We start from the raw sequence: 24,640 nt of genomic DNA, 5'->3' as shown, positions 1-24,640 counted from the left end.
CAGCCGCCTCAGAAGTTGATCATGTGCCCGGCGACGCCGTGCATGGCCTCCTTGAGGGCCTCGCCGAGGGTCGGGTGGGCGAAGACCACCCGGGAGACCTCATCGGCGGTGAGGTCCCACGTCTGCGCGACGTTCACCGCCGGAAGCAGCTCGGTGACGTCCGGGCCGATCATGTGCGTGCCAAGGATCTCGTGGTGCTCCGCGTCCGCGACCACCTTGACGAAGCCGACCGCGTCGCCCAGACCCATGGCCTTCCCGTTGGCGGTGAAGGGGAAGGTGGCGACCTTCACCTCGTGCCCGGCGTCCTTCGCCTGCTGCTCGGTGAGGCCCATCGAGGCGACCTGGGGGTGGCAGTAGGTCGCGCGCGGGATCATCCGGTAGTCCAGCGGCATCGTCTCGGCGCCGGCGATGACCTCCGCCGCGATGATGCCCATCGACTCGGCGACGTGCGCGAGCATGAGCTTGGCGGTGACGTCGCCGATCGCGTAGACGCCGTCCACGTTGGTGCGCATGTAGTCGTCGATCGCGATGGCGCCGCGGTCGGTCAGCTCGACGCCGGTGGTCTCCAGGCCGTAGCCCTCGGTGCGGGGTGCGAAGCCGATCGCCGACAGGAGCCGGTCGGCCTCCAGTACCTCGGTCTTCCCGCCGTCGCCTCCGCGGGACACCTTCACCTTCACGCCCGAGCCGGTGTCCTCGACCGCCTCGACCTTGGTGCCGGTGAGGACCTTGACCCCCAGCTTCTTGTAGTGCTTGGCCAGCTCCTTGGAGATGTCGGCGTCCTCGGCCGGGACCATGCGGTCCATGAACTCCACGATGGTCACGTCGACGCCGAAGTTCTTCATGACGTAGGCGAACTCCACGCCGATGGCCCCGGAGCCGGCGATGATGATCGAGCCGGGCAGCTCGGCGTCGAGGATCTGCTCCTCGTAGGTCACGACGTTCTTGCTGACCTCGACGCCCGGCAGCATCCGGGTCACCGAGCCGGTGGCGAGGATGAGGTTGTCGAACTCCAGCTGGCGGGTGCTGCCGTCGTCGAGCTTGACGTCCATGCTCCTTGGGCCGGTCAGCGTGCCCCAGCCGTCGACCTCGGTGATCTTGTTCTTCTTCATGAGGAAGTGGACGCCCTTGACGATGCCGGCCGAGACCTGGCGGCTGCGGGCGTGCGTCGGGCCGTAGGACATCGTGGCGTCGCCCTCGATGCCGTACTTCTTCTTGTCGTGGGTCAGGGTGTGCGCCAGCTCGGCGTTCTTGAGCAGCGCCTTGGACGGGATGCACCCGACGTTGAGGCAGACACCGCCCCAGTACTGCTTCTCCACGACGGCCACCTTCTTGCCCAGCTGGCTCGCGCGGATCGCCGCGACATACCCACCGGGACCGGCGCCCAGGACAACAACGTCAAAGTGATCGGCCATACGGGTCAGTATGCCGTCACCGCCGCCGCGGACGCGCGCCCGGTCGGGACGCGCCCCCGCACGGGCCCGGCGTCAGTCCTCCAGGAGCTCACCCTCGGTGACGTCGTCGTCGCCGTCGTCGTCGGACGGGCTCCCGGACCGCTCCACCTCGGCCTCGGCCAGCAGGCGATAGAGGTCGCGGCGGGTGCGGTCGAGCAGGTCGGCGGCCGCCCCGGAGAGGGCGTCGTCCCCGGCCTGACCGACGGCCTGGGTGGCCATCGCCACGCTCCCGAGCGCCTTCCACAGCTGCGCGCCGCGATGGCGTCGGGAGCGCCGCTCCTCGGGATCGGTCTCGGCGCCGGCCCAGCCACGGTGGCGGTGGCGGCTCGAGGCGTGGGTGGGGCCACCCTCGCCCCACGGGTCCTCGGGCTCGGCGCCGCCGGCCCAGGACTGGTGCGGGAGGTCGGCCGCGGCCTGCCGGCCCGCCTCCGTGAGCTGGTAGGCACGACGCCCCTCGAACTGCACCTGCTCGACGAGCCCCTCGTCCTCGAGCTGGGCCAGGGCCGGGTAGATAGCGCCCGAGCTGGGCTGCCAGGCCCCGCCGGAACTCTGGGCGATCTCCTGCATGAGCTGGTAGCCGTTCATCGGCTCGCGCTGCAGGAGGTGCAGGATCGCGTTGCGCACGTCACCGCGGCGCGCTCGCCTCCCGGCGCCGGAGCGTCCGCCCGGGCCGCGGCCGTCGAAGGGGCCACCGCCGCCGAACGGGCCCCCGGGGCCGAAAGGTCCGGAGCGCTGGCCGGCCCGTCCGCCCCACGCCGCACCCCCCTGCTGGCCGAAGACCTGGTTGAGGATTCCGTGCGGGCCGAAGATCTGGTCGGGGTCGACGTTGAAGCCGCCGAAGCCACCCTGGTTGCGGGTCATGCCTGCCTCCGATGTCGGTGCGACCCCGGTCGGGCCGCCTCGCCCTCCAGAATGACTCGTCCTGTCGCGATATGTCAATCGACATATCGTTGAGATGTATGACTGTGCAACGTGTCACATATCTATGCAACCTCTTGACGGAGGCCCCCAGAGGGTGTGTGATGGCGGGCATGCAGATCTTCGCCCTCGTACTTATTAGCCAGGGACGCGTGCCGGCCTAGTCCCCCGCCGCCGCGTCCTCCCCTCGTCTGCCCTCCGGGCCGAGGGGTTTTTTGTTGCTCCGACCACCCCACCAGCACCCCAGACACCTCCAGTCAGGACCGACGATCATGACCGCCACATCCCTGAGCAGCCACAGCATCGCTGACGGCGCGACGGAGACGACCCCCGGCCAGTCCGGCGGCTCGACTCCGGGCGCCGCTCCCCGCACGGGCGCCGAGGCGCTCGTGGCCACCCTCCAGCGCCTCGGCGTCGACACCATCTTCGGGCTCCCGGGCGGCGCGGTGCTCCCGCTCTACGACGCGCTCTACGGGGCCGAGGGGATCCGGCACATCCTGGTGCGGCACGAGCAGGGTGCGGGCCACGCGGCGCAGGGGTATGCAGCGGCCACCGGCAAGGTGGGCGTCTGCATGGCGACCTCGGGGCCCGGGGCCACCAACCTGGTCACGCCGCTGGCCGACGCCAACATGGACTCGGTGCCCCTGGTCGCGATCACCGGCAACGTCGCCAGCACGGCGATGGGGTCCGACGCCTTCCAGGAGGCCGACATCCGGGCGATCTCGATGCCGGTCACCAAGCACTCCTTCCTCGTCACACGGCCGGACGACGTCGCGGCCACCGTCGCCTCGGCCTTCCACCTCGCGGCCAGCGGTCGTCCCGGCCCCGTCCTGGTGGACGTCGCCAAGGACGCCCTGACCGCGCTGGCCGACGAGACCCGCCTGCAGCTGCCGATGCCGGGTTACCGTCCCGAGCACACCGCGGCGCCCGAGGCGGTGCGCGACGCGGTGGAGCTCATGCTCACCGCGCGTCGCCCGGTCCTCTACGTCGGGGGCGGCTGCATCCGTGCCAACGCCTCCGAGGAGGTCCGCCAGCTCGCCGAGCTGACCGGCATCCCCGTCGTCACCACCCTCATGGCCCGCGGTGCCTTCCCCGACTCCCACCCCCAGCACATGGGGATGCCCGGCATGCACGGCAGCGTCTCCGGCGTGGCCACCCTGCAGAAGTCGGACCTGATCATCAGCCTCGGGGCCCGCTTCGACGACCGGGTCACCGGCAGGAAGGACACCTTCGCCCCGCAGGCGCGGATCGTGCACGCCGACATCGACCCGGCCGAGATCGGGAAAAACTTCCCCACGGAGGTCGGTCTGCTGGGGGACGTCAAGGACACGATGGTCGCGCTCATGACCGAGTGGACGCGCCGCACCGCCGCCGGCGCCGCCCCCCACCACGACGCCTGGATCCGGCGCACCCAGGGCTGGAAGCGCCGCTACCCCGCCGGGTACGAGACCCCCGAGGACGGCGCGCTGGCCCCGCAGTACGTCATCGAGCGTCTCGGCGCGCTCTCGGGTCCGGACACCGTCTTCGCCGCGGGCGTCGGCCAGCACCAGATGTGGGCCAGCCAGTTCATCACCTACGACCGACCGCGGACCTGGCTCAACTCCGGCGGTCTGGGGACCATGGGGTATGCCGTGCCCGCCGCCATGGGCGCCAAGGTCGGCCGGCCCGAGGCCACCGTGTGGGCCGTGGACGGTGACGGCTGCTTCCAGATGACCAACCAGGAGCTGGCGACCTGCTCGGTCGAGGGCATCCCCATCAAGGTGGCGATCATCAACAACGCCGCCCTCGGGATGGTCCGCCAGTGGCAGTCCCTCTTCTACTCCGAGCGCTACAGCGCCTCCCAGCTGCCCTCGATGCAGGTCCCCGACTTCCGCATGCTGGCCCAGGCCTACGGCTGCGTCGGCCTGCGCTGCGACCGCCCGGAGGACGTGGACCGCACCATCGAGGCCGCGATGGCGGTCGACGACCAGCCGGTGGTCGTCGACTTCCGGGTGAGCAAGGACTCCATGGTCTGGCCGATGGTCGCCGCCGGCACCAGCAACGACGACATCCAGCACGCCCGCGACGTCCGACCCGACTTCGGGGACGACGAATGACCCTCCTGTCCGACTACCCGACCTCCGGCCCGCCGGTGCCCACCCCCGCCGCGCCCTTCGCCCCCCGCACCAGCCCGACCCCTCCGTCCGCCCCCACGAAAGGTTCCACCCTCATGAACGACACCTCCCGCTCCCGGCACGCGCTGTCCGTCCTGGTCGAGAACAACCCCGGCGTCCTGGCCCGCGTCTCGGTTCTCTTCGCCCGGCGCAACTTCAACATCGACCACCTGGTCGTCGGCCCGACCGAGGACAGCAAGGTCTCGCGCATGACGATCGTCGTCAACGTCAGCGCGGAGCAGCTGCACAAGGTCACCAGCCAGCTCGACAAGCTGGTCGAGGTCATCCACATCGAGGAGCTGGCCGACGCCGACGGCATCCGCGGCCGGCTGTGGGCCATCAACGACAACGGCCCGCGCCCGGTCGGGGCGATGGCCGCCGCCGCCTTCTAGCACGCTCGGGGGGCTTCGCCCACGCTCGGGGGGCTCCGCCCCCCGAGTAACCCCCACGGGGCTGCGCCCCGGGGCGCCGCCCCCGGTACGACACCACCCTCACCAACGCCACCACCTCAGGAGAACGAACGCCCCATGGCCACCATGTACTACGACGCCGACGCCGACCTGTCCCTCATCCAGCAGCGCAAGGTCGCCGTGCTCGGCTACGGCAGCCAGGGTCACGCCCACGCGCTGTCGCTGCGCGACTCCGGGGTGGACGTGCGCGTCGGTCTCGCCGAGGGCAGCGCCAGCCGGGCCAAGGCCCAGGCCGAGGGGCTGCGCGTGCTCACGCCGGCGGAGGCCTGCGCCGAGGCGGACGTCATCATGGTCCTCGTCCCCGACCACGTGCAGCGGCACCTCTACGCCGAGGCGATCGAGCCGAACCTCACGGCCGGGAAGGCTCTCTTCTTCAGCCACGGCTTCAACATCCGCTTCGGCTACATCAAGCCCCCGGCGGACGTCGACGTGGCGATGGTCGCGCCCAAGGGCCCGGGCCACCTCGTGCGCCGCGAGTACGTCGACGGCCGCGGCGTGCCGGTGCTCATCGCCGTCGAGCAGGACGCGACCGGCCAGGCCAAGGCGCTCGCCCTGTCCTACGCCTCCGCGATCGGCGGGCTGCGGGCCGGTGGGATCGAGACCACCTTCACCGAGGAGACCGAGACCGACCTCTTCGGCGAGCAGGCCGTGCTCTGCGGTGGTGTCTCCGAGCTGGTGATGAAGGGCTTCGAGGTGATGACCGAGGCGGGCTACCAGCCGGAGATCGCCTACTTCGAGGTGCTGCACGAGCTCAAGCTCATCGTCGACCTCATGTACGAGGGCGGCATCGCCAAGCAGCGGTGGTCGGTGTCCGACACTGCGGAGTACGGCGACTACGTCTCCGGCCCGCGCGTCGTCGACGACCGGGTGAAGGAGAACATGAAGGCCGTGCTCGAGGACGTCCGCAACGGGGCCTTCGCCCAGCGCTTCATCGAGGACCAGGACGCCGGCGCCCCGGAGTTCAAGGAGCTGCGCGCCAAGGGAGCCGCCCACCCGATCGAGGCGGTGGGCAAGGACCTGCGCGGGATGATGGCGTGGGTGAAGTCGCACGACAGCGACTACGTGGAAGGGTCGGCCGCGCGTGACTGACGTGACCACCACGAACGGTCCGGGCGCAGCGCATACCGGCGTCGACCCCAAGCCCCGCTCGCGCGACGTCACCGACGGCCTGGAGAGCACCGCCGCCCGCGGGATGCTGCGCGCCGTCGGGATGGGCGACGCCGACTGGGACAAACCGCAGGTCGGTGTCGCCAGCAGCTGGAACGAGATCACCCCCTGCAACCTGTCCCTGGACCGGCTCGCCAAGGCGGTCAAGGACGGGGTGCACGCGGCCGGCGGCTACCCGCTGGAGTTCGGCACGATCTCGGTCTCCGACGGCATCTCCATGGGCCACGAGGGCATGCACTACTCGCTGGTGTCCCGCGAGGTGATCGCCGACTCGGTGGAGACGGTGATGTCCGCCGAGCGGCTGGACGGCTCGGTGCTGCTGGCCGGGTGCGACAAGTCACTGCCGGCGATGCTCATGGCGGCGGCGCGCCTGGACCTGGCGTCGGTGTTCGTCTACGCCGGGTCGATCCTGCCCGGCCGCGCGAAGCTCTCGGACGGCTCCGAGCGCGAGGTGACGATCATCGACGCGTTCGAGGCGGTCGGGGCCTGCGCGCGCGGGCTGATGTCCCGCGAGGACGTCGACACGATCGAGCGGGCCATCTGCCCGGGCGAGGGGGCGTGCGGGGGGTTCTACACCGCCAACACGATGGCGGCCGCAGCGGAGGCGCTCGGTATGTCGCTGCCCGGCTCCGCGGCGCCGCCCGCCACCGACCGGCGCCGGGACGGCTTCGCCCGGCGCAGCGGGGAGGCCGTGGTGCAGATGCTGCGCACCGGTCTGACCGCCCGGCAGATCCTCACCAAGGAGGCGTTCGAGAACGCGATCGCGGTGACGATGGCCTTCGGCGGGTCGACCAACGCGGTGCTGCACCTGCTGGCGATCGCCCGCGAGGCCGAGGTCGAGCTCACGCTGGAGGACTTCCGGCGGATCGGCGCCCGCGTCCCGCACCTGGCGGACGTCAAGCCCTTCGGGCGGCACGTCATGGTCGACATCGACCGGGTCGGCGGCATCCCCGTCGTCATGAAGGCCCTGCTCGACGCCGGCCTCCTGCACGGCGAGGTGATGACGGTGACCGGCCGCACCCTGGCGCAGAACCTCGAGGACCTCGACGTGCCCCCGCTGGACGGCACCGTGCTGCGGCAGCTGGACGACCCGATCCACGCCACGGGCGGGCTGACCATCCTCGACGGCACCCTGGCCCCGGGCGGGGCGGTCGTGAAGTCGGCCGGCTTCGACGCGGACGTCTTCCGCGGCACGGCCCGGGTCTTCGACGGCGAGCGGGCGGCGATGGACGCGCTCGAGGACGGCACGATCGTGGCCGGCGACGTGGTCGTCATCCGCTACGAGGGGCCCCGGGGCGGTCCCGGGATGCGGGAGATGCTGGCGATCACCGGTGCGATCAAGGGCGCCGGCCTGGGCAAGGACGTGCTCCTCGTGACCGACGGGCGCTTCTCGGGCGGGACGACCGGCCTGTGCGTCGGGCACATCGCCCCCGAGGCGACCGAGGGCGGGCCGGTCGCGCTGGTGCGCGACGGCGACCCGATCGTGCTGGACGTGGCCCGCGGGCGGCTCGACCTGGAGGTCGACGAGGCCGAGCTGGTGCGGCGCCGGGCGGCCTGGACCCCGCCGGAACCGCCGGAGCGGGCCCGGCGCGGCGTGCTCAACAAGTACGTCCGCCTCGTCGGCTCCGCCTCCGAGGGGGCCGTGACCCACTGAGCGGGGCGGGCTGCATACCCGGTCCTCGCGCCCTGCCCTCCCGCGCCCCTCCGACCTGTGCACGCGAATCTGACGTGTGCAGGGGCTATAGCCCGTGCAGACGTGATCTTCGGGTGCACAGGTCGGGGGGTGGGGGTGGGGCCAGCAGGTATGCGGTGCGCTCACCGCATCCGGAGCCGCACCACCGACCCGCCGTTCTCCTCGTCGAAGGTGCCGGTCGTCGCGTAGAGCGTGCTGCCGTGCACCTCGACGTCGGCCGGGCTGTGCGCCCAGAAGAGCGGCTGCGCGCTCGAGCTGCCGCTGGGGATCATCGACACCTGGAAGCCGAACATCTCGGCCACCACGATGTCGGAGCCCCGCAGGTCGAGCCCGGTGGCGCCGTGCATGCCTCCCGCGACCCAGGTGGTCGCGCCCGAGGACGGGTCGACGCGGTAGACCGAGCTCAGCGGGGCGATCTCACCCATCCAGCCCTGCAGCGTGGACACGTAGAGCATCCCGTCCGGGCCGACCTCGACGTCGGTGGGCACCGGCTCGGGGACGACGGTGGAGTCGACGAGGCAGTCGGGGATCTCCATCCCGGTCGTCCCCTCCATCGTCGCGTGCGCCGCGGCGTCGAAGGTCGTGGGGGTGGCCGGGAGGACCGCCACGGTGCTGATCGACCCGGTGCGCCCGTCCACCTTGAGCACGGCGTTGGCCGCGGCGTCGGCGACGTAGACGTCGCGCCCCTGGACCGAGGTCTGGTAGCCGTGCGACTCGATGATGCCCGTGTACTCCGACAGCGGCGGCAGCATGCCGGCGTTGTCGGCCTCGAAGGCCTTGAGCTCCTCCTCGCAGCTGTCGCTCAGACCGGTGAAGCCGTAGGTCGCCCCGCCGTCGGGGTTGTGCATCTCCTCGTAGGCGAAGAGGTCGTCGCTGACCCGGGTGACGTCCCCGCGCGGACCGATGCGGTAGACGTGGCTCGACCAGCCCTCGTAGTCGGTCTGGATGTAGTAGACCCCGCCGCCCCCCAGGCTGACCCCCACGACCTCGCCGGCCGGGTTGTCGTCGACGACCAGGTCGGTCTGCCCCGACCGGTCGATCTTCGTCAGCCGTCCGGCGAAGCTCTGCGTGACGTAGACCCTGGGCGAGCTGTCGTGGACGGCCAGGGTGAGCGGGCCGGCGAGACCCTCGGCGATGGTCTCGGGCTCGGACCCCGGTCGGGCGTGCGCGGGGGCGGCGACCAAGGCGGTCGCGAGCGTGCCGCAGCACACGAGGGTGGGAATGGATGAACGGCGCATGCTGATCTCCCTGCAGATCTGGGTCCTCGGCGGCGTCCGGGGCCCCTGCGGCCCGCCACCGACTGGGACCCTGTGTGGACCCGTCCCAGAGTTGGGAGGCTAGGGCCGGTGCGAGTCTCCTGTCGTCATCCTTCGGACGGATGCCGGGTGGTCCGGGAGGACGACGTGGCCGGGTGGGAGACTGTGCCTCATGCCCACCCGCCTCCTCGACCAGATCCTCGCCGACCCCGCCGGCGCGTCGTGGGCGATCCTGCGGCGGGAGGGGCAGGAGGAGGCCGAGGTCATCGTGGGGGAGGTGCTCGACCTCGAGCGGCTCCGGGACCTGCCGCGACCGGGCCCGGGACTGCCCGTGCTGGCGCTGGTGCCCTACCGGCAGGTGAGGGAGCGGGGGTTCGAGGCCCACGACGACGGTGCCCCGCTCCGGGTGCTCCGACCCGCCGGGGGGACCGCATACCAGCGGGTCCCGGTGAGCGACCTCGTGGCCGCCCTGCCCACCGCCGCGGTCGACGTCACCGACGAGCGGTTCAGCGTCAGCGACGACGACTACGCCGCGACCGTCGCCCGGGTGATCGAGGAGGAGATCGGGGAGGGGGAGGGGGCCAACTTCGTCCTGCGCCGCGACGTCGTGGCCCGCACCGCCACCGACCCGGCGCTCGCTGCCCTCACCTGGCTGCGGCGGCTGCTCACCGACGAGCGGGGGGCCTACTGGACCTTCGCCGTGCACACCCCGGGTCACACCCTCGTGGGGGCCACCCCGGAGCGGCACGTGTCGGTCAGCGAGGGACGGGTGTGGATGAACCCGATCTCCGGCACCTTCCGCCACCCGCAGCGCGAGGACCCAGGTGGAAGCCTTCTGCGCGAGTCCTTCTCCGCCTTCGTCCAGGACACCAAGGAGACCGAGGAGCTCTTCATGGTGGTCGACGAGGAGATGAAGATGATGGCCCAGATCTGCTCGGACGGCGGCCGGATCACCGGGCCGCTGCTCAAGCAGATGGCGCACCTGACCCACACCGAGTACCTGCTGGACGGCGCCAGCGAGTCGGACGTGCGGGAGGTGCTGCGGCACACCATGTTCGCGCCGACCGTGACGGGCTCGCCGATGGAGAACGCCTGCTCGGTCATCCGCCGCTACGAGCCCACCGGGCGCGGCTACTACTCGGGCGTGCTGGCGCTCCTGGACCTCGACGAGGAGGGCGGGGAGCGCCTCGACGCGCCCATCCTCATCCGCACCGCGCACGTCGACGACGCGGGCACGGTCACGGTGAGCGCCGGCGCGACCCTCGTGCGCCACAGCGACCCGGTGTCGGAGTGCGCCGAGACCTCGGCGAAGGCCCGGGGGATGCTGGCGGCGCTGGGCCTCCGGCCGCGCCGCGAGCTGACGTATGCCGTCGACCTCGCCTCGCTCCCCGGGGTCGCCGAGGACCTCGCGGCCCGCAACGAGACGCTGTCGCCCTTCTGGCTGAGCCCGCAGGAGGCCCGTCCGGACCCCGAGCTCATGGGCCGCCGGGTGCTCGTCGTCGACGCCGAGGACACCTGGACCCAGATGCTGGCCCACATGGTCCGGCACATGGGGATGAGCGCGGAGGTCCGGCGCTGGGAGACGGTGGGCCCTGCGGACGTGGCGGCGGCGGAGTGGGACCTCGTGCTCTTCGGGCCCGGGCCCGGTGACCCCGCGGAGCAGGACGACCCCCGGATGACGCGCCTGCGGGAGCTGATCCAGGCCCGGCTGGACGCCGACCGCCCCCTGCTCGCCGTGTGCCTGTCGCACCAGGTGCTGGCCGCGCTGGCGGGGCTGCCGATCGTCAAGCTGCCCCGGCCCAACCAGGGGGTGCAGATCCCGGTCGACCTGTGGGGCGAGGTGCGCCGCATCGGGTTCTACAACACCTTCGTCGCCCGGGCCCCGGGGCCGGGCTCGCCGGCACCGGTCCTCGGCGGCCGGGAGCTGGAGGTGGCCGTGCACGAGCCCGACGACGCCGTCGTGGGGCTGCGCGGACCGGGGGTGGCCACGATCCAGGGGCATGCCGAGTCGGTCCTGTCCCGCGACGGGCTGCTCACCCTGCACAGCCTCATCCGGCACGCGATGACCGGGTCCTGACCGCGCCTCAGGCGGGCGGACCCTCCAGGGCCCGCAGCGGACCCGCGAGGTCCTCGGCATACTGCTCGAGGAAGCGTCGCTGGTCGTGCCCCGGGGCGTGCAGCACCAGGTGGTCGAAACCGGCGGCGACGTAGGGCCGGACCTGCTCGACCACCTCGTCCGGGGTGCTGGCGACGATCCACCGGCGCGCGACCTGCTCGATCGGCAGCTCGTCGGCCAGGCGCTGCATCTCTACGGGGTCGGTGACGGAGTGCTTCTGCTCCGCGGTCAGCGACAGGGGGGCCCAGAAGCGGGTGTTCTCCAGGGCGAGCGCCGGGTCGCGGTCGTAGGAGACCTTGATCTCGATCATCCGGCCGAAGACCCGTCCGGGGTCCTTGGACAGCGACAGGCCCTCCTCGACCGCCGGCAGCAGCTGCTCGGTGTAGAGGTCCATGCCCTTCCCGGAGGTGCAGATGAAGCCGTCGCCCATCCGGCCGGCGTACTTCGCCATCGTCGGCCCGCCCGCGGCGACGTAGACCGGGACACCGTCCTCCGGCACGTCGTAGATGGTCGCGTCGGTGGTCGAGTAGTGGTCCCCCTCGAAGCTGACCCGCTCACCGGCCCACAGCGCCCGCATGAGCCGCACCGACTCGCGGAGCCGGGCGAACCGCTCCTTGAAGTCGGGCCAGTCCCCGGTGAGCCCGCCGCTGGCGGACTCGTTGAGCGCCTCGCCCGAGCCGACGCCCAGGATGATGCGACCGGGGTAGAGGCAGGCCATCGTCGCGAAGGCCTGGGCCATCACGGCGGGGTTGTGGCGGAAGGTGGGCGTGAGCACCGAGGTGCCCAGCACGATCGTGCTGGTCCGCTCGCCGACCGCGGTCAGCCAGGACAGGGCGAACGGCGCGTGGCCACCCTCGTGCCGCCACGGCTGGAAGTGGTCGCTGACGAAGGCGCTGTCCAGCCCGGCCGCCTCCGCGGCCACGCCCAGCTCGACCAGCTCGCGGGGGCAGAACTGCTCGGCGGACGCCTTGTAGCCGATCCGGAGCTGGGGGGTCATGACGGGCCTCCTGGGGTCGAGGTGTGCAGGGTGCGGGCGGGCTCCCCGAGCATGTCACGCCGGGGGCGGGGCGCATGAGGGCGAGGCAGGCGTGGCGGGAGGGCGCGGGCGTCGGGTCAGGGCTCGACGAGGGGCACGAAGCGGTAGGCGCCGTGCCGGCTCACGGTGCGGCCGGCACCGTCGCGTCGCACGAGCAGCATCTGGCCGTCGACGGGGCAGACGAGCCGCCCCTCGTCGGAGAGCTGGTCGACCAGGGACTCGGGGAGCTCCCGGGTCATCGCCGACACCAGGATCCGGTCCCAGGGTGCCTCGGCGGACCGGCCCAGCTCCTCGGGGTCGGCCGGCTCGAGGCTCGCGTCCCCCAGGTCGGCGCGCCCCGCGGCATGGGCGCGGAGGTTCTCGGCACCCCACCGGGCCAGCTCGGGCACCCGCTCCAGGCCCAGCACCCGCCCCCCCGGCCCGACCAGGGTCGCGAGCAGCGCGGTGGTCCAGCCCGAGCCCGCCCCGATGTCGAGCACCCGCTGACCGGGCCGCACGTCGAGCAGCCGGAGCATGGCGGCCACGGTGACCGGCTGGGAGTTGGTCTGACCGTGGCCGATGTCGATCGGTCCGTCGTGGTCGGCCCGCCAGCGCTGGGCCGGGGGCAGGAAGTCCTGACGCGGCACGGCCGCGAAGGCGCGGGCCACCGGGTCCTGCGACGGCGGCCCGGGGCTCGTCCGTCGCGTCGGCCACCAGGGCATGACCCCAGCCTCCCGCGTTATCGCCGCCGGCGCACGTAGATCTGCTTGCGCACGCGCGCCACGACCGTCCCGTCCGCGGTGATCACGTCGACCGCGAACCACCGCAGGACCTTCTCCCCGTCGGCCGCGGCGGTGACGATCTCGTCCAGCACGTCCTGGGTGAGCTCGAAGGTGGCCGTGACCGACGCGCGGCCGGGGGCGATGAAGTCGATCTCGGCCGCCTTGTCCCAGACCACGTAGGCGGGCCCGAGGTTGCGCAGGATCATGAGCATCCAGAACGGGTCGGTCATCGCGAACAACGACCCGCCGAAGAGGGTGCCGACGTAGTTCGTCGTGGCGGGCAGCCGCCGCAGCCGGACCCGCACCGTGCGGAGGTCGGGGCTCATCCGCTCCACCCGGATGCCGGAGAAGAGGAACGGCGGCCAGAGGTTCATGCCGTGCTGGAGGGTCCGGTGGTGCGTGGCGAGGGCCTTGACCCGCCCCACCTGCTGGACCGCGGAGCTCATCCGTGCGAGGGGACGTTCAGCGGGGCCGGCTGCGGCAGCGGGCCCAGCCCGCCGTCCGGCACGGCGCGGCAGTCGCCGACGATGCGGGCGTGGACGGGTGTGCCCACCGCGGGAGGGTGGGCCCCGGTGCGCGCGTGCACCGCGGTGCCGTCGGCGAGCTCCACGGTGACCAGGGCGTCGTGACCGTGGAAGTCGACGGCGGTGACCACGCCGTGGCCCGGGCCGTCCGCGCCGCGTCCGACCTGGGCGACCTCCTCGAGCAGCACCTGCTCGGGGCGCACCACGAGCCGGGTGCAGTCGCGCCCGGAGGCCGGGCGCACGACCCGCACCGGCCCGAGCGGGGTGCTCGCCACCTCGTCGTCCTCCGAGCCCCACCCGCCGACGGGGAGGTCGACCAGGTCGGCCTCACCCACGAAGGTCGCCACCCAGGCGTCCACCGGCGAGCCGTAGACCTCGACGGGGGTCCCCACCTGACGGATCTCACCGTCGCGCATGACGGCGACCCGGTCGGCCATCGACAGGGCCTCACCCTGGTCGTGGGTGACCAGGATGGCCGTCGCCCCCGCCTCGCGCAGCGCGGCCCGGACGTCGTGGCGCAGCTCCACCCGCAGGGAGGCGTCGAGGGCGCTGAAGGGCTCGTCGAGCAGCACGAGCGGTGGCCTCGGCGCGAGGGCGCGGGCGAGGGCCACCCGCTGCTGCTGGCCGCCGGAGAGCTCGTGCGGCATCCGCGCCGACAGCCCGGCGAGCCCGACCAGCTCCAGGGACTCCTCGATCCGTCGAGCACGGCCCCGGCTCCGGCGGGACAGCCCGAAGCCGACGTTCTCGGCGACCGACAGGTGCGGGAAGAGCGCGCCCTCCTGAGGGACGACCGCCACGTGCCGGCGGTGCGGCGGCAGGTGGATGCCCGGCAGGGCGACGGCCCGACCACCGAGGGCGATCCGTCCCGCGTCGATCCGCTCGAAGCCGGCCATGCACCGCAGCAGCGTGGTCTTGCCGCAGCCGGAGGGCCCGAGCACAGCCAGGAAGTCACCCTCCTCCAGCGTGAGGTCCACCTGGGAGAGCGCCGTGACGGGTCCGAAAGCCTTGCCGACCCCGACGATCTCCACGGCCGGGGTCCCCCCGCGGGGGGCCGCGACCTCGTGGGTCGCCTCGGGGATGGTCATGAGCGTCATGCTTTCACTCCGGTCAGCAGGTCAGGACCACCGGCGGCGGTCAGGTCCGGGTCAAGGGGGTGCCGGTCGGCGGGCACGGCCACGGTCGGCTCGGTCGGCCCGGCGGCGGGAAGGATGCCGGTGCGGCGGACGACCAACCAGGTGGGGACGGCGGCCAGCGCGACGAGCACCAGGGCGTAGGGGGCGGCCTCGGCGTAGCGCCCGATCCCGGTCGCGCTCCACAACCGGGTGGCCAGAGTGTCCATGCCGGTCGGGCGCAGCAGCAGCGTGGCGGGCAGCTCCTTCATCGCGGTGAGGAAGACCAGCGCCGCCCCCGCCCCGATGCCCGGCAGGGTCAGCGGCACCGTCACCCGCCGGAAGACCTGGACCGGGGTGGTGCCGAGGGAGGCGGCCGTCTCCTCCAGGGCCGGGGGCGCCTGGGCGGCCGCGGAGGCGACGGCGGTGACCCCGAGCGGGAGGAACAGGGTGGCGTAGGCCAGGGCGAGCATCCACGTGGTCTGGTAGAGCGGCAGCGCGACCGTCACGCCGAAGAAGACGAGCGACAGGCCGACCACGACCCCCGGGAGACTGTGGGCGAGGTATGCGGCCCGCTCCAGGGTGCGGGGCAGCAGACCGGGGTGGCGGGCGGCCAGGATGCCCACGGGCAGGGCCAGCAGCATCGTGAGGGCCGCACCCAGCAGGGACACCGTGAGCGAGCCCGCGGCGGCGTCCCCCAGACGTCCCCAGGCGTCGGCGACGGACGTGCCGGCCAGGATCCAGCGCGCCAGGGACAGCGCCGGCACACCCAGGGCGGCGAGCACGACCGCCGTGAGGGCCGCGGAGCCGGCCCAGCGCCATACCCCCAGCTGCAGCGCCCGGGCGGGGCGGACCGCCTGGGGGGCGGTGAAACGGGCCCCGGCGCGGCGGGTCCGGCCCTCGCCCCACAGGATGGCCAGGGTCAGGAGCACCAGCAGGGTGGCCAGGGTGAGGGCCAGCGAGCGGTTGAAGCCGACGCTGAAGGCGGTGAAGATCGCCCGCGTGAAGGTGTCGAGCCGCAGGATCGAGACGGCGCCGAAGTCGGACAGGACGTAGAGGGCGGCCAGCAGCCCGCCACCCGCGATCGCCGGACGCACCTGCGGCAGGGTGACCGTGAGCAGCGTCTGCAGCGGCCCGTGCCCGAGCGAGCGGGCCACCTCCTCCTGGCTCGGGTCGACCCGCACCAGGGCGGCGGCCACGGGGAGGTAGACGTAGGGATAGGTGTAGAGGGTGAGGACGACCGCGGCGGCGGTGAAGCCCTCGAAGCGGGTGCCGGGGTCGGCCGCCCACAGGTCGGCCACCGAGACCCAGGTGAAGGCGGCGACGTAGCTGGGGACCGCGAGCGGCAGGGCCAGCAGCACGGCGAGGAGTCGGCGGCCGGGGACGTCCGAGCGGGTGACCAGCCAGGCGCCGCCGACCCCGATGAGCAGGCAGGCGGTGGTCACGACCGCCGCGAGCAGGACGGAGGTGCCGGTCAGGACGGCGACCCGCTCGGTGGCGACGGCCTCCCACCAGGCGGGCAGGCCGCCCTGCAGGGTGCGCAGCAGGAGGTAGGCCAACGGCAGCAGCGCCACCGCCGTGGCGAGGAGAGCCCCGGCGGTGAGCGCTGCGTGCGGTCGGCGTCCGGTCAGAGCAGACCCGCCTCGGTGATCATCTCGATGGTCGTCTGGAGATCCTCGAGGTCGTTGAGGTCGATGTCGGGCGTCTCCAGCTCGTCGAGGGCGGGGAGGCCGGCCGGGGGCTCGATGCCCTCGATCATCGGGTACTCGTAGGTGTTCTCCACGAAGTACGTCTGACCGGCCTCAGAGAGCAGGTAGTCGACCAGGGCCTGGGCGTCGCCGTCCGCCTGCTCGCCGACCAGCCCGATGCCGGAGATGTTGACCAGGGCCCCGGTGTCGCCGGAGGGGAAGAAGTGCAGGGCGGCGGAGAGCTCCTCGGGGGCGACCCCCCGCTCGTCGGCGAGCTCGTAGAGGTAGTAGTGGTTGACCAGGCCGGTGTCGATCGCCCCGGCGTCGACGTCGGCCACGATGACGCCGTTGCGCTCGCGGATCTCCGGGTCGTTGGCCGCCATGTCGGCGAGCCACTGACGGGCGACGTCGTCACCCTCGAGCACGCGCATGGCGGTGACGAAGGACTGGAACGAGGCGTTGGTCGGCGCGAGGCCGACGCGGCCCTGCCACTCCTCGCCGGTGAGCTCGGCGACCGAGTCGGGGAGCTCGCTCTCGGCGACGGCGTCCTTGTTGTAGACGAGGACGCGGGAGCGCCCGGTGAGACCCACCCAGGTCCCGTCGGCCGACTCGTAGGTGTCGGAGACCAGGTCGAGCGTCTCCTGGGGGAGGGGCTGCAGCAGGTCGCCCACCGCGCCGAGGGCGCCGGCGTCCTGGGCGAGGAAGGCCTCGGCAGGCGAGTTGTCACCCTCCTCCAGCAGCTGCGCCGCCATCTCGGCGGTGCCCGCGTAGCGGACCTCCACCTCGATCCCGGTCTCGGAGGTGAACTGGTCGAGCACCGGCTGGACGAGGTCCTCGTTGCGGCCGGAGTAGAGGGTCACGGTGCCGTCACCATCGGTGCCGCCCGCGGCCTCCGTCGAGGTCGCGCCGTCGGAGCCGGATCCCGCGGTCTCCTCGGTGCTGCCCGTGTCCTGCGAGCCGTCGTCGGCGCAGGCGGTGAGGCCGAGGGTGAACGTGGCGGCGACCAGGGTCAGCGTGCGGGTGCTGCGGCGGATCATCGTGCTCCTCGCGAGGAATTGTCGACCCGGTGGTGTCCATCCCCGGGTTAGGTCACCCTAACTCCAGCACATGAACCACCCTGTGTGCAATTCGCTCAGCCGGAAGTGCCGTAAATCACGTCGCACGTGAGGCTCCTCGGCCTCCACCCGGCGACGCCCGCCATACCCCTCCCGCCCACCCCCGGACGCGCGAAAGCCGCGGGGGTCTCAGGGGCAGCCCCGCGGCTTGTCGCCGTGGCCAGGGGCGGGGTCGAACCGCCGACCTTCCGATTTTCAGTCGGACGCTCGTACCAACTGAGCTACCTGGCCGTGAAGGATGCGGCGTGGTGCTGGTCTGGCGACCGGCACCACGCCGCACTCTGCGACCCCGACGGGACTCGAACCCGCGACCTCCGCCGTGACAGGGCGGCGCGCTAACCAACTGCGCTACGGGGCCTCGTTATCAGGCGAGGCCTGGTACCCCCAACGGGATTCGAACCCGTGCTACCGCCGTGAAAGGGCGGGGTCCTAGGCCACTAGACGATGGGGGCCTATCCGTTGAGGACTGAAGGAGCATACGTGACAAACGGGCCCAGGACAAAAACGGCGCCCGGGTCAGGGTCGGGCCCACTCCAGCAGCTCCTCCACCGGCCAGGTGTTGATCACCCGCTCCGGCGGGACGGCGTGACGCACCGCCCGCTCGCAGCCCAGGTCGAGGAAGTCCAGCTGCCCGGGGGCGTGCGCGTCGGTGCTGATCGCGAAGCAGCAGCCGAGCTCGATCGCGAGGTTGAGCAGCTCGCCCGGCGGGTCCTGCCGCTCGGGGCGCGAGTTGATCTCGAAGGCGGTGCGGCTCTCGACGCAGGCCTCGAAGACGGCGCGGGCGTCGAAGGTGCTCGGCGGGCGGACGGACCCGCCCGACCGCGAGGCCCGGTCACCCCGGCGGGGCATGACCCGACGGCCCGTGCAGTGCCCCAGGACGGTCGTCAGCGGGTTGCGCACGGCGGCGACCATCCGGCGGGTCATCGCCTCGGACCCCATCCGCAGCTTGGAGTGGACCGAGGCGACCCGGAGGTTCAGCTGCGCCAGGAGGTCCTCCTCCTGGTCCAGCTCGCCGTCGTCGAGGATGTCGACCTCGATCGCCCTGAGCAGGGTGAAGCCCGGGGCGGTGACGGCGTTGACCGCGTCGACGACGCCGAGCTGCTTGCGCAACCGGTCGGCGGAGAGCCCGTTGGCGACCCGCAGCCCCCGGGAGTGGTCGGTGAGCGCCAGGTAGTCGTGCCCGACCTCCATCGCGGCGGCGACCATCTCCTGGATGGGGCTGCCGCCGTCGGACCAGTCCGAGTGCGTGTGCAGGTCCCCCCGCAGCAGGGTGCGCATCGGCTCGCCGCCCTCGACGAGCGGGCCGACGTTGGCGGCCTCCAGCTCGGCCAGCTTGTCCGGCACCCTGCCCGCGACGGTCTGCTCGATGACGGCCGAGGTCGAGGGTCCGATGCCGGCCAGCTCGGTCAGGGTGCCGCTCGCGACCCTCCGACGGACCTCCTCCTCCCCGAGCGGGAGGATGATCGCTGCGGCCCTCCGGTAGGCCTCCACCCGGCGGCTCTCCGCCCGGTTGCGTTCGAGCAGGTAGGCGATCCGGCGCAGCGCGTCCACCGGCTCCAGAGGTGCGGGCTGGCTCATAGGCTGCAGCGTATGCCGCACGTCCGCGCCGCGCGCCTGGCCGACCTCGACCCGCTCACCCTCTTCGCCCTGCTGCGGCTGCGCGTGGACGTCTTCGTCGTCGAGCAGGCCTGCGCCTACCCCGAGCTGGACGAGGTGGACACCGACCCGCGCACGGAGCACCTGTGGGTGGACGTCGACGGCGAGCCCGTCGCGACCCTGCGCACCTTCGTCGACGCCGCCGGGACGCACCACCTCGGGCGGGTCGCCACCGCGACGGCGCACCGCGGCCGGGGGTATGCCTCCGCCCTCGTCGAGGAGGCGCTGCGCCGCACCGGGTCTCGGGCGGTGCACATCGGGGCCCAGACCTACCTCGAGCGGTGGTACGAGCGGTTCGGCTTCCGGCGCAGCGGGACGGACTACCTGGAGGACGGCATACCCCACCTGCCGATGGTCAGGGACGGCGACGCCGCGGGGTGAAAGTGTCCGGCGGCCGGATCAGGACCGACCGCGGTGCGGGAAGTCCTCGCCGAGGTACTCCAGCGCCAGGCGGGCGAGCACCTGCTGCTCGGTGACGGTGCGCTCGGAGCGGTCGCGCCCCAGGAAGCTCACCGCCCAGTGCATCAGCGTCGTCAGCTGGCTCTTGAAGCCGATGATGTAGAAGAGGTGGACCGCGAGCCAGGCCGCCCACGCGGGGTAGCCGGTGAGCTCCAGGTTGCCCCGCTTCATCACCGCCCGGAAGCGGGAGATCGTGGCCATCGAGCCCTTGTCGTGGTAGACGAAGGGCTGGCCGCTCTCCTCCCCGCGCAGCCGGCGCAGGATCTGGTCGGCGGCGTGCCGGCCGCCCTGGATGGCCCCCTGGGCCACCCCCGGGACACCGTCGACCGCGGCCAGGTCCCCGACGACGAAGACCTCGGGGCGTCCCGGAAGGGTGAGGTCGGGGGCCACCCGGACCCGGCCGGCCCGGTCCAGCTCGGCCTCGCTCTGCTCGGCCAGCTGGCGCCCCAGCGGGTTGCCCTGGACGCCGGCGGCCCAGACCTTGGTCTCGGCCGGGATGTGGGAGCGGATGCCGTCGTCGTCCTCCAGGACCACGCCCTCCTCGTCGACGCCGATGACCTTCTGCCCGAGCTTGACCTCGATCCCCAGCCGGGTCAGGTCCTCCTCGGTCTTCTCGGCCAGGTCCTCCCCGAAGCTGCCGAGCACGGCGTCCGCCGCGTCCACGAGCAGGATGCGCGCGGAGGAGGGGTCGATGTGGCGGAACTCCTTGCGCAGGGTGCGGCGGGACAGCTCGGCGAGCTGCCCGGCCATCTCGACACCGGTGGGACCGGCCCCGACGACGACGAAGGTGAGCAGGCGGCGAACGTCATCCGCCCGACCGGCGGCCGCCGCCAGCTCGGCCAGCTCGAAGGCGCCGTAGATCCGCCCGCGCAGCTCCAGCGCGTCATCGATCGTCTTCATCCCGGGGGCGTGGCGGGCGAAGTCGTCGTTGCCGAACCAGGACTGGTCGGCCCCCGCCGCCACGATCAGGCTGTCGTAGTCGTAGGTCATGCCGCGCCCCGCCGCACGCGTCGTGACGGTGCGGGCCGCCAGGTCGACCCGCTCGACGTCGCCGAGCATCACCGTGGCGTTGGCCTGACCGGCCAGGACGTCGCGCGTGGAGGGGGCGATGACACCCTCGCTGAGGATGCCGGTGGCGACCTGGTAGAGCAGCGGCTGGAACAGGTGGTGGCCGGTGCGGGCGACCACGGTCACCGCCACCGCCGGGTCCTTGAGGGCCTTGGTGGCGAAGAGACCGCCGAAGCCTGACCCGATGACGAGGACGCGGTGGGGGGTGGGGACGGGAACGCTCATGGCAGGTCCAACGCCCTCGACGGGCGAACCCTGCCCCCTACGACGGGGAGACGTTGGTCACGGCCGGCCCGCGCCGGAGGCTCCCCGGGTGGGACACTGGCCGGATGAGCACGCTCGAGCGCAACCCCGTCGAGGTGGAGTGCGGGGGCGACCCGCCGCCGGGGCGTCCGGGGCCGACGATCCTGGAGCCCCGGGAGGTGCCGCTCGGCGGCCCTCGCGCGATGACGGTCCGGCGCACCCTGCCCTCCCGCGGGCGCACCACCATCGGCGCCTACTGCTTCCTGGACCACTACGGCCCGGACGAGATCGAGGCCACCGGCGGGATGGTCGTGCCGCCCCATCCGCACACCGGTCTGCAGACCGTGTCCTGGCTGTTCACCGGGCAGATCGAGCACCGGGACTCCACCGGGGTCCGGGCCACCGTGGTGCCGGGCGAGCTCAACCTCATGACGGCCGGGCGCGGCGTCTCCCACTCCGAGGTCTCCGTCCGGGAGGAGGGCGCACCGGGGACGCTGCACGGGGTGCAGCTGTGGACGGTGCTGCCCGCCGAGCACGCGGACGTCGCCCCCGGTTTCCAGCACTTCGCCCCCGAGCCCGTGGAGGTCGAGGGCGTGCGGGCCAGCGTCTTCCTGGGCGAGCTCTCCCTCCGGGCCGGGGACGCGCCCGGCGGGCGCGTCACCCTCTCCTCCCCGGTGACGACCTTCACGCCGCTGCTGGGCGCCGAGCTGAGGCTGGAGCCCGGGGCGTCGGCCGGGCTGGACCTGGACCCTGCGTTCGAGCACGGGATCCTCCTCGACGAGGGTGAGCTGACCGTGGACGGTTCCCCCCTCACACGGCACCAGCTGGCGCATCTCGCCCCCGGGCCGTCTCACGTGGCGGTGCGGGCCGGCGACGCTGGGGCCAGGCTCGTGCTCCTCGGCGGGCCGCCCTTCGAGGAGCAGATCGTCATGTGGTGGAACTTCATCGGCCGGGACCACGACGACATCGTCGAGTCGCGCCGGCGGTGGAACGCCGAGCAGGGCCAGGACGACGCCGGTCGCTTCGGGACCTTCGACTACCCCGACGACGCGTGGCTGCCGGCCCCCGCGCTCCCGCACGTCCGGCTGCGCCCGCGGGGCTGACGCGTGCCGCAGGAGGTCCTGCTCGTCGACAACGTCGACAGCTTCACCTACAACGTCGCCGACCTGCTCCACCGGGTCCTCGGCCGGGCCCCGGTGGTGTGGCGCCACGACCACCCGGCCACGCCGGAGGACCTGCGCCGCTTCGCGGCGGTCGTCGTCGGGCCGGGCCCGGGACGTCCGCAGGTCGCGACCGACATGGGCCTGTCGGACCTGGTCCTGCGCCAGGACGACGTGCCCGTCCTGGGCGTCTGCCTCGGGCACCAGGGGATCGCCCACGTCGCGGGGGAGGCGGTCGTGGAGATGGCGCTGCCCCGCCACGGGGTCGTCAGCGCCGTCGAGCACGACGGGACGGGGCTGTTCCGGGAGGTCCCCTCGCCGCTGCAGGTCGTGCGCTACCACTCCCTGGAGGTGGCCGAGCCGCTCGCGTCCGGGCTCCGGGTCACGGCCCGGGCCGTCGACGACGGCAGCGTCATGGCGCTGGCCGACCCCGACCGACCGTTCTGGGGGGTGCAGTTCCACCCGGAGTCGGTGCTGTCCGAGCACGGGGAGCTCATCATGGCCAACTTCCTCACCCTCGCCGGGATCGAGGTGCCCCCGGGGGCGGGCGGCCCGCGGGGCACCGACACTGGCGCGGTGGCGGTCGGGGACGCGCTCGCCGCCTCCGCCCCGTGCCAGGGAGGCCGGCCGGTGCGGCTCGGGGTGCGCCGGATGGCGGGGCCGGTGGACGACCTGGCCCTGCGCGACGCCCTGGTGGCCGACGCCCCGACCTCGGTGTGGCTGGACGCCTCGGACGGCACGGGGTGGTCGGTGGTCGTCGACGCCCGGGGGCCGCTGTCGCGCGAGCTCACGCACCGGGTCGGTGAGGCCCCGCCCCTGATGGACCGCATGGACGAGGAGCTGGGGCGGTGGTGCCTGGAGGCGACCGAGCTGGCCCGGGTCCGGGAGCTGGACCTGCCCTTCCCGTGGCGGCCGGGCCTCGTCGGCTACTGGGGCTACGAGCTGAAGGCCGAGACGGGCGGGTCGGCGGCCCACCGCTCACCCTGGCCGGACGCCTGGCTGATCCTCGCCGACCGGGGTGTCGTCGTGGACCACCGCTCCGGCGACGTGTGGGCCCTGTGGTGGCAGGACGGGCGGGTCGACCGGGCCCAGGAGGCCTGGGCGGAGACGGTGCAGGCGGCGGTGCGGGCCGCCGCGCGCGGGGGAGCCGGGGCACCGCACGCCGGGGCGACGGCGAGGCCGACGCGGACCTCGCCCCCTTCCGGGGCGGTGGACGCCCGGGAGACCGTGGACCCGGCCTCCGGCCCGGCCGGAAGACGCGCGGTGGCACGGGACGACCAGACGGCATACCTGGCCAAGGTCCGGCGCGCCCTGGGGGAGATCGCCCGGGGCGAGTCCTACGAGATCTGCCTCACCACGACCTACGAGGCCCCGGACACCGGGGTGGGCGAGCGGGACCTCTACCGCGCCATGCGGGAGGTGTCACCGGTGCCGCGGGGGGCCTGGCTCCGGACGCCGGCGGGGAGCGTCCTGTCCGGCTCGCCGGAGCGCTTCGTCTCCGTCCTCGACGGGATGGTCGAGGCGCGGCCCATCAAGGGGACGCGCCCGCGCGGGGAGACCCCCGAGCAGGACGCGGACCTCGCTGGGGACCTCGCCCGGTCGCAGAAGGACCGGGCCGAGAACCTCATGATCGTGGACCTGCTGCGCAACGACCTGCACCGCGTCTGCCGCTCGGGCAGCGTCTTCGTGCCGGAGATCTTCGCGGTCGAGAGCTACGCGACCGTGCACCAGCTGGTCTCGACGGTCCGGGGCCGGCTCTCCGACGGTATGGGGCCCACGGACGTCCTCCGCGCCTGCTTCCCGGGAGGGTCGATGACCGGGGCGCCCAAGGTCCGCACCATGGAGATCCTTGACGAGCTGGAGGGCGGACCCCGGGGGGTGTACGCCGGCGCCATCGGCTGGGTGGGGCTCGACGGCTCGATGGACACCTCCATCGTGATCCGTACGGCGACCTGGCGCGACGGGGACGTGACCTTGGGGTGGGTGGCGCCGTGACGGCCCTCTCCGACCCCGACGAGGAGTATGCCGAGACGCTCACCAAGGCTCGCTCGGTCCTGCGGGCGCTGGACCGCGCCGCCGGCACCGGGTGAGCGCGCCTAGTCGGGCTGGTCGGGACCCAGGACGCGCAGCCTCGGTGCCTCCCGGCCGGGCACGCCGGCCAGCACCACCTCCAGCCCCTCGGGCGTCCGCCGCCACTCCCGGAGCGTCACCGACCGGTGACGCTCCAGCGCCAGCAGCACGCGGCCGAGCTGGCCGGGCACGACGGCCTCGACGAGCACCGTCGTGGAGTCGGCCAGGCGGAGCCGGGCCGTGCCCGTGACCGGTCCACGGGTGAGCCCGCGTACCGGCACCCGACGGCTGACCAGCAGGGGCAACCGCCTCGCGAGGCGCTCCTGCGCCTCCCGGGCGGCGGCCGCGAGCTCCGCCTCGTGGTCGGACGGCATACGCCCAGTGTGGCCCTGCGGGGGCGTCGGTGCGCGGGCGTAGGGTGGCGCGCATGACGACCCAGCCCTCCCTCACCCTCAACAACGGCGTCCAGATCCCCGCGCTGGGATTCGGCACCTTCCGCGTGGACGAGCAGGTCACCCAGCAGTGGT

The 24,640-nt window shown here is 73.1% G+C and carries 20 protein-coding genes and 3 tRNA genes; 8 read left to right on the top strand and 15 right to left on the bottom strand.

Annotated features, from left to right (window positions below):
• Nucleotides 1–8 precede the first annotated feature (8 nt).
• A complete protein-coding gene (gene lpdA, locus E3Z34_RS15165; protein WP_134774272.1) occupies nucleotides 9–1,412 on the bottom strand; it encodes a dihydrolipoyl dehydrogenase in 1,404 nt (467 codons plus the stop codon).
• Nucleotides 1,413–1,484: 72 nt separating this feature from the next.
• On the bottom strand, nucleotides 1,485–2,312 hold the full coding sequence (locus tag E3Z34_RS15160) for a PadR family transcriptional regulator (RefSeq protein WP_134774271.1): 828 nt from the start codon (nucleotides 2,310–2,312) through the stop codon (nucleotides 1,485–1,487).
• 329 nt (nucleotides 2,313–2,641) lie between these two features.
• On the opposite strand from E3Z34_RS15160, the gene E3Z34_RS15155 reads away from it, so the two are divergent.
• From E3Z34_RS15155 to ilvD, 4 genes are all read left to right on the top strand, one after another.
• Nucleotides 2,642–4,465, top strand: coding sequence for an acetolactate synthase large subunit (locus E3Z34_RS15155; protein ID WP_134774270.1), 1,824 nt, complete (start codon nucleotides 2,642–2,644; stop codon nucleotides 4,463–4,465).
• A gap of 113 nt (nucleotides 4,466–4,578) precedes the next feature.
• Entirely contained in the window at nucleotides 4,579–4,914 is a 336-nt protein-coding gene (ilvN, locus tag E3Z34_RS15145; protein ID WP_134774269.1) for an acetolactate synthase small subunit, read from the top strand.
• Between the two features lie 135 nt (nucleotides 4,915–5,049).
• Entirely contained in the window at nucleotides 5,050–6,081 is a 1,032-nt protein-coding gene (gene ilvC / locus E3Z34_RS15140; protein WP_134774268.1) for a ketol-acid reductoisomerase, read from the top strand.
• Entirely contained in the window at nucleotides 6,074–7,813 is a 1,740-nt protein-coding gene (ilvD, locus tag E3Z34_RS15135; RefSeq protein ID WP_420818961.1) for a dihydroxy-acid dehydratase, read from the top strand. Before ilvC ends, ilvD begins: the two co-directional genes overlap by 8 nt.
• A gap of 161 nt (nucleotides 7,814–7,974) precedes the next feature.
• Here ilvD and E3Z34_RS15130 read toward each other — a convergent pair whose 3' ends face one another.
• The gene (locus E3Z34_RS15130; protein ID WP_134774267.1) at nucleotides 7,975–9,090 is read right to left on the bottom strand and encodes a ScyD/ScyE family protein; all 1,116 of its coding nucleotides are present in this window, start codon (nucleotides 9,088–9,090) and stop codon (nucleotides 7,975–7,977) included.
• A 190-nt stretch (nucleotides 9,091–9,280) separates the two neighbouring features.
• On the opposite strand from E3Z34_RS15130, the gene E3Z34_RS15125 reads away from it, so the two are divergent.
• A complete protein-coding gene (locus E3Z34_RS15125; RefSeq protein ID WP_134774266.1) occupies nucleotides 9,281–11,185 on the top strand; it encodes an anthranilate synthase family protein in 1,905 nt (634 codons plus the stop codon).
• A 7-nt stretch (nucleotides 11,186–11,192) separates the two neighbouring features.
• Here E3Z34_RS15125 and fgd read toward each other — a convergent pair whose 3' ends face one another.
• The 10 genes from fgd to E3Z34_RS15075 all read right to left on the bottom strand — a co-directional run bounded on the left by fgd (nucleotide 11,193) and on the right by E3Z34_RS15075 (nucleotide 19,035).
• The gene (gene fgd, locus E3Z34_RS15120) at nucleotides 11,193–12,221 is read right to left on the bottom strand and encodes a glucose-6-phosphate dehydrogenase (coenzyme-F420) (protein ID WP_134774265.1); all 1,029 of its coding nucleotides are present in this window, start codon (nucleotides 12,219–12,221) and stop codon (nucleotides 11,193–11,195) included.
• Nucleotides 12,222–12,337: 116 nt separating this feature from the next.
• Nucleotides 12,338–12,961 carry a protein-L-isoaspartate O-methyltransferase family protein gene (locus tag E3Z34_RS15115; protein ID WP_134774264.1) on the bottom strand — a complete coding sequence of 208 codons (624 nt, stop codon included), beginning with the start codon at nucleotides 12,959–12,961 and terminating at the stop codon, nucleotides 12,338–12,340.
• A 17-nt stretch (nucleotides 12,962–12,978) separates the two neighbouring features.
• Nucleotides 12,979–13,467, bottom strand: coding sequence for a DUF4442 domain-containing protein (locus E3Z34_RS15110; RefSeq protein WP_134774263.1), 489 nt, complete (start codon nucleotides 13,465–13,467; stop codon nucleotides 12,979–12,981).
• The gene (locus E3Z34_RS15105; protein ID WP_238695214.1) at nucleotides 13,464–14,639 is read right to left on the bottom strand and encodes an ABC transporter ATP-binding protein; all 1,176 of its coding nucleotides are present in this window, start codon (nucleotides 14,637–14,639) and stop codon (nucleotides 13,464–13,466) included. The genes E3Z34_RS15110 and E3Z34_RS15105 overlap by 4 nt, the downstream gene beginning before the upstream one ends.
• Nucleotides 14,636–16,228 carry an ABC transporter permease gene (locus E3Z34_RS15100; protein ID WP_238695213.1) on the bottom strand — a complete coding sequence of 531 codons (1,593 nt, stop codon included), beginning with the start codon at nucleotides 16,226–16,228 and terminating at the stop codon, nucleotides 14,636–14,638. The genes E3Z34_RS15105 and E3Z34_RS15100 overlap by 4 nt, the downstream gene beginning before the upstream one ends.
• A gap of 53 nt (nucleotides 16,229–16,281) precedes the next feature.
• Nucleotides 16,282–17,379, bottom strand: a complete 1,098-nt coding sequence (locus tag E3Z34_RS15095; protein WP_134774261.1) for an iron ABC transporter substrate-binding protein — start codon at nucleotides 17,377–17,379, stop codon at nucleotides 16,282–16,284.
• Nucleotides 17,380–17,614: 235 nt separating this feature from the next.
• Nucleotides 17,615–17,688, bottom strand: a tRNA-Phe gene (locus E3Z34_RS15090).
• Between the two features lie 53 nt (nucleotides 17,689–17,741).
• Nucleotides 17,742–17,815: transfer RNA gene (locus E3Z34_RS15085), tRNA-Asp, on the bottom strand.
• An 18-nt stretch (nucleotides 17,816–17,833) separates the two neighbouring features.
• Nucleotides 17,834–17,909, bottom strand: a tRNA-Glu gene (locus E3Z34_RS15080).
• A gap of 64 nt (nucleotides 17,910–17,973) precedes the next feature.
• On the bottom strand, nucleotides 17,974–19,035 hold the full coding sequence (locus tag E3Z34_RS15075; protein ID WP_134774260.1) for a PHP domain-containing protein: 1,062 nt from the start codon (nucleotides 19,033–19,035) through the stop codon (nucleotides 17,974–17,976).
• Nucleotides 19,036–19,047: 12 nt separating this feature from the next.
• On the opposite strand from E3Z34_RS15075, the gene E3Z34_RS15070 reads away from it, so the two are divergent.
• On the top strand, nucleotides 19,048–19,494 hold the full coding sequence (locus E3Z34_RS15070; RefSeq protein WP_134774259.1) for a GNAT family N-acetyltransferase: 447 nt from the start codon (nucleotides 19,048–19,050) through the stop codon (nucleotides 19,492–19,494).
• 18 nt (nucleotides 19,495–19,512) lie between these two features.
• Here E3Z34_RS15070 and E3Z34_RS15065 read toward each other — a convergent pair whose 3' ends face one another.
• Nucleotides 19,513–20,865, bottom strand: coding sequence for an NAD(P)/FAD-dependent oxidoreductase (locus E3Z34_RS15065; RefSeq protein WP_134774258.1), 1,353 nt, complete (start codon nucleotides 20,863–20,865; stop codon nucleotides 19,513–19,515).
• 104 nt (nucleotides 20,866–20,969) lie between these two features.
• On the opposite strand from E3Z34_RS15065, the gene E3Z34_RS15060 reads away from it, so the two are divergent.
• Together E3Z34_RS15060 and E3Z34_RS15055 are read left to right on the top strand one after the other, a co-directional pair.
• Nucleotides 20,970–21,986 carry a pirin family protein gene (locus tag E3Z34_RS15060; protein WP_134774257.1) on the top strand — a complete coding sequence of 339 codons (1,017 nt, stop codon included), beginning with the start codon at nucleotides 20,970–20,972 and terminating at the stop codon, nucleotides 21,984–21,986.
• A 3-nt stretch (nucleotides 21,987–21,989) separates the two neighbouring features.
• Nucleotides 21,990–24,038 carry a chorismate-binding protein gene (locus tag E3Z34_RS15055; RefSeq protein WP_202976971.1) on the top strand — a complete coding sequence of 683 codons (2,049 nt, stop codon included), beginning with the start codon at nucleotides 21,990–21,992 and terminating at the stop codon, nucleotides 24,036–24,038.
• Nucleotides 24,039–24,139: 101 nt separating this feature from the next.
• On the opposite strand, the gene E3Z34_RS15050 is transcribed toward E3Z34_RS15055, so the two are convergent.
• Nucleotides 24,140–24,487 carry a hypothetical protein gene (locus E3Z34_RS15050; protein WP_134774256.1) on the bottom strand — a complete coding sequence of 116 codons (348 nt, stop codon included), beginning with the start codon at nucleotides 24,485–24,487 and terminating at the stop codon, nucleotides 24,140–24,142.
• Nucleotides 24,488–24,640 lie beyond the last annotated feature (153 nt).

Source organism: Ornithinimicrobium flavum (assembly GCF_004526345.1).
GTDB classification, from domain to species: Bacteria; Actinomycetota; Actinomycetes; order Actinomycetales; family Dermatophilaceae; genus Ornithinicoccus; species Ornithinicoccus flavus.
This window is presented reverse-complemented; position numbering and strand designations above follow the sequence as displayed.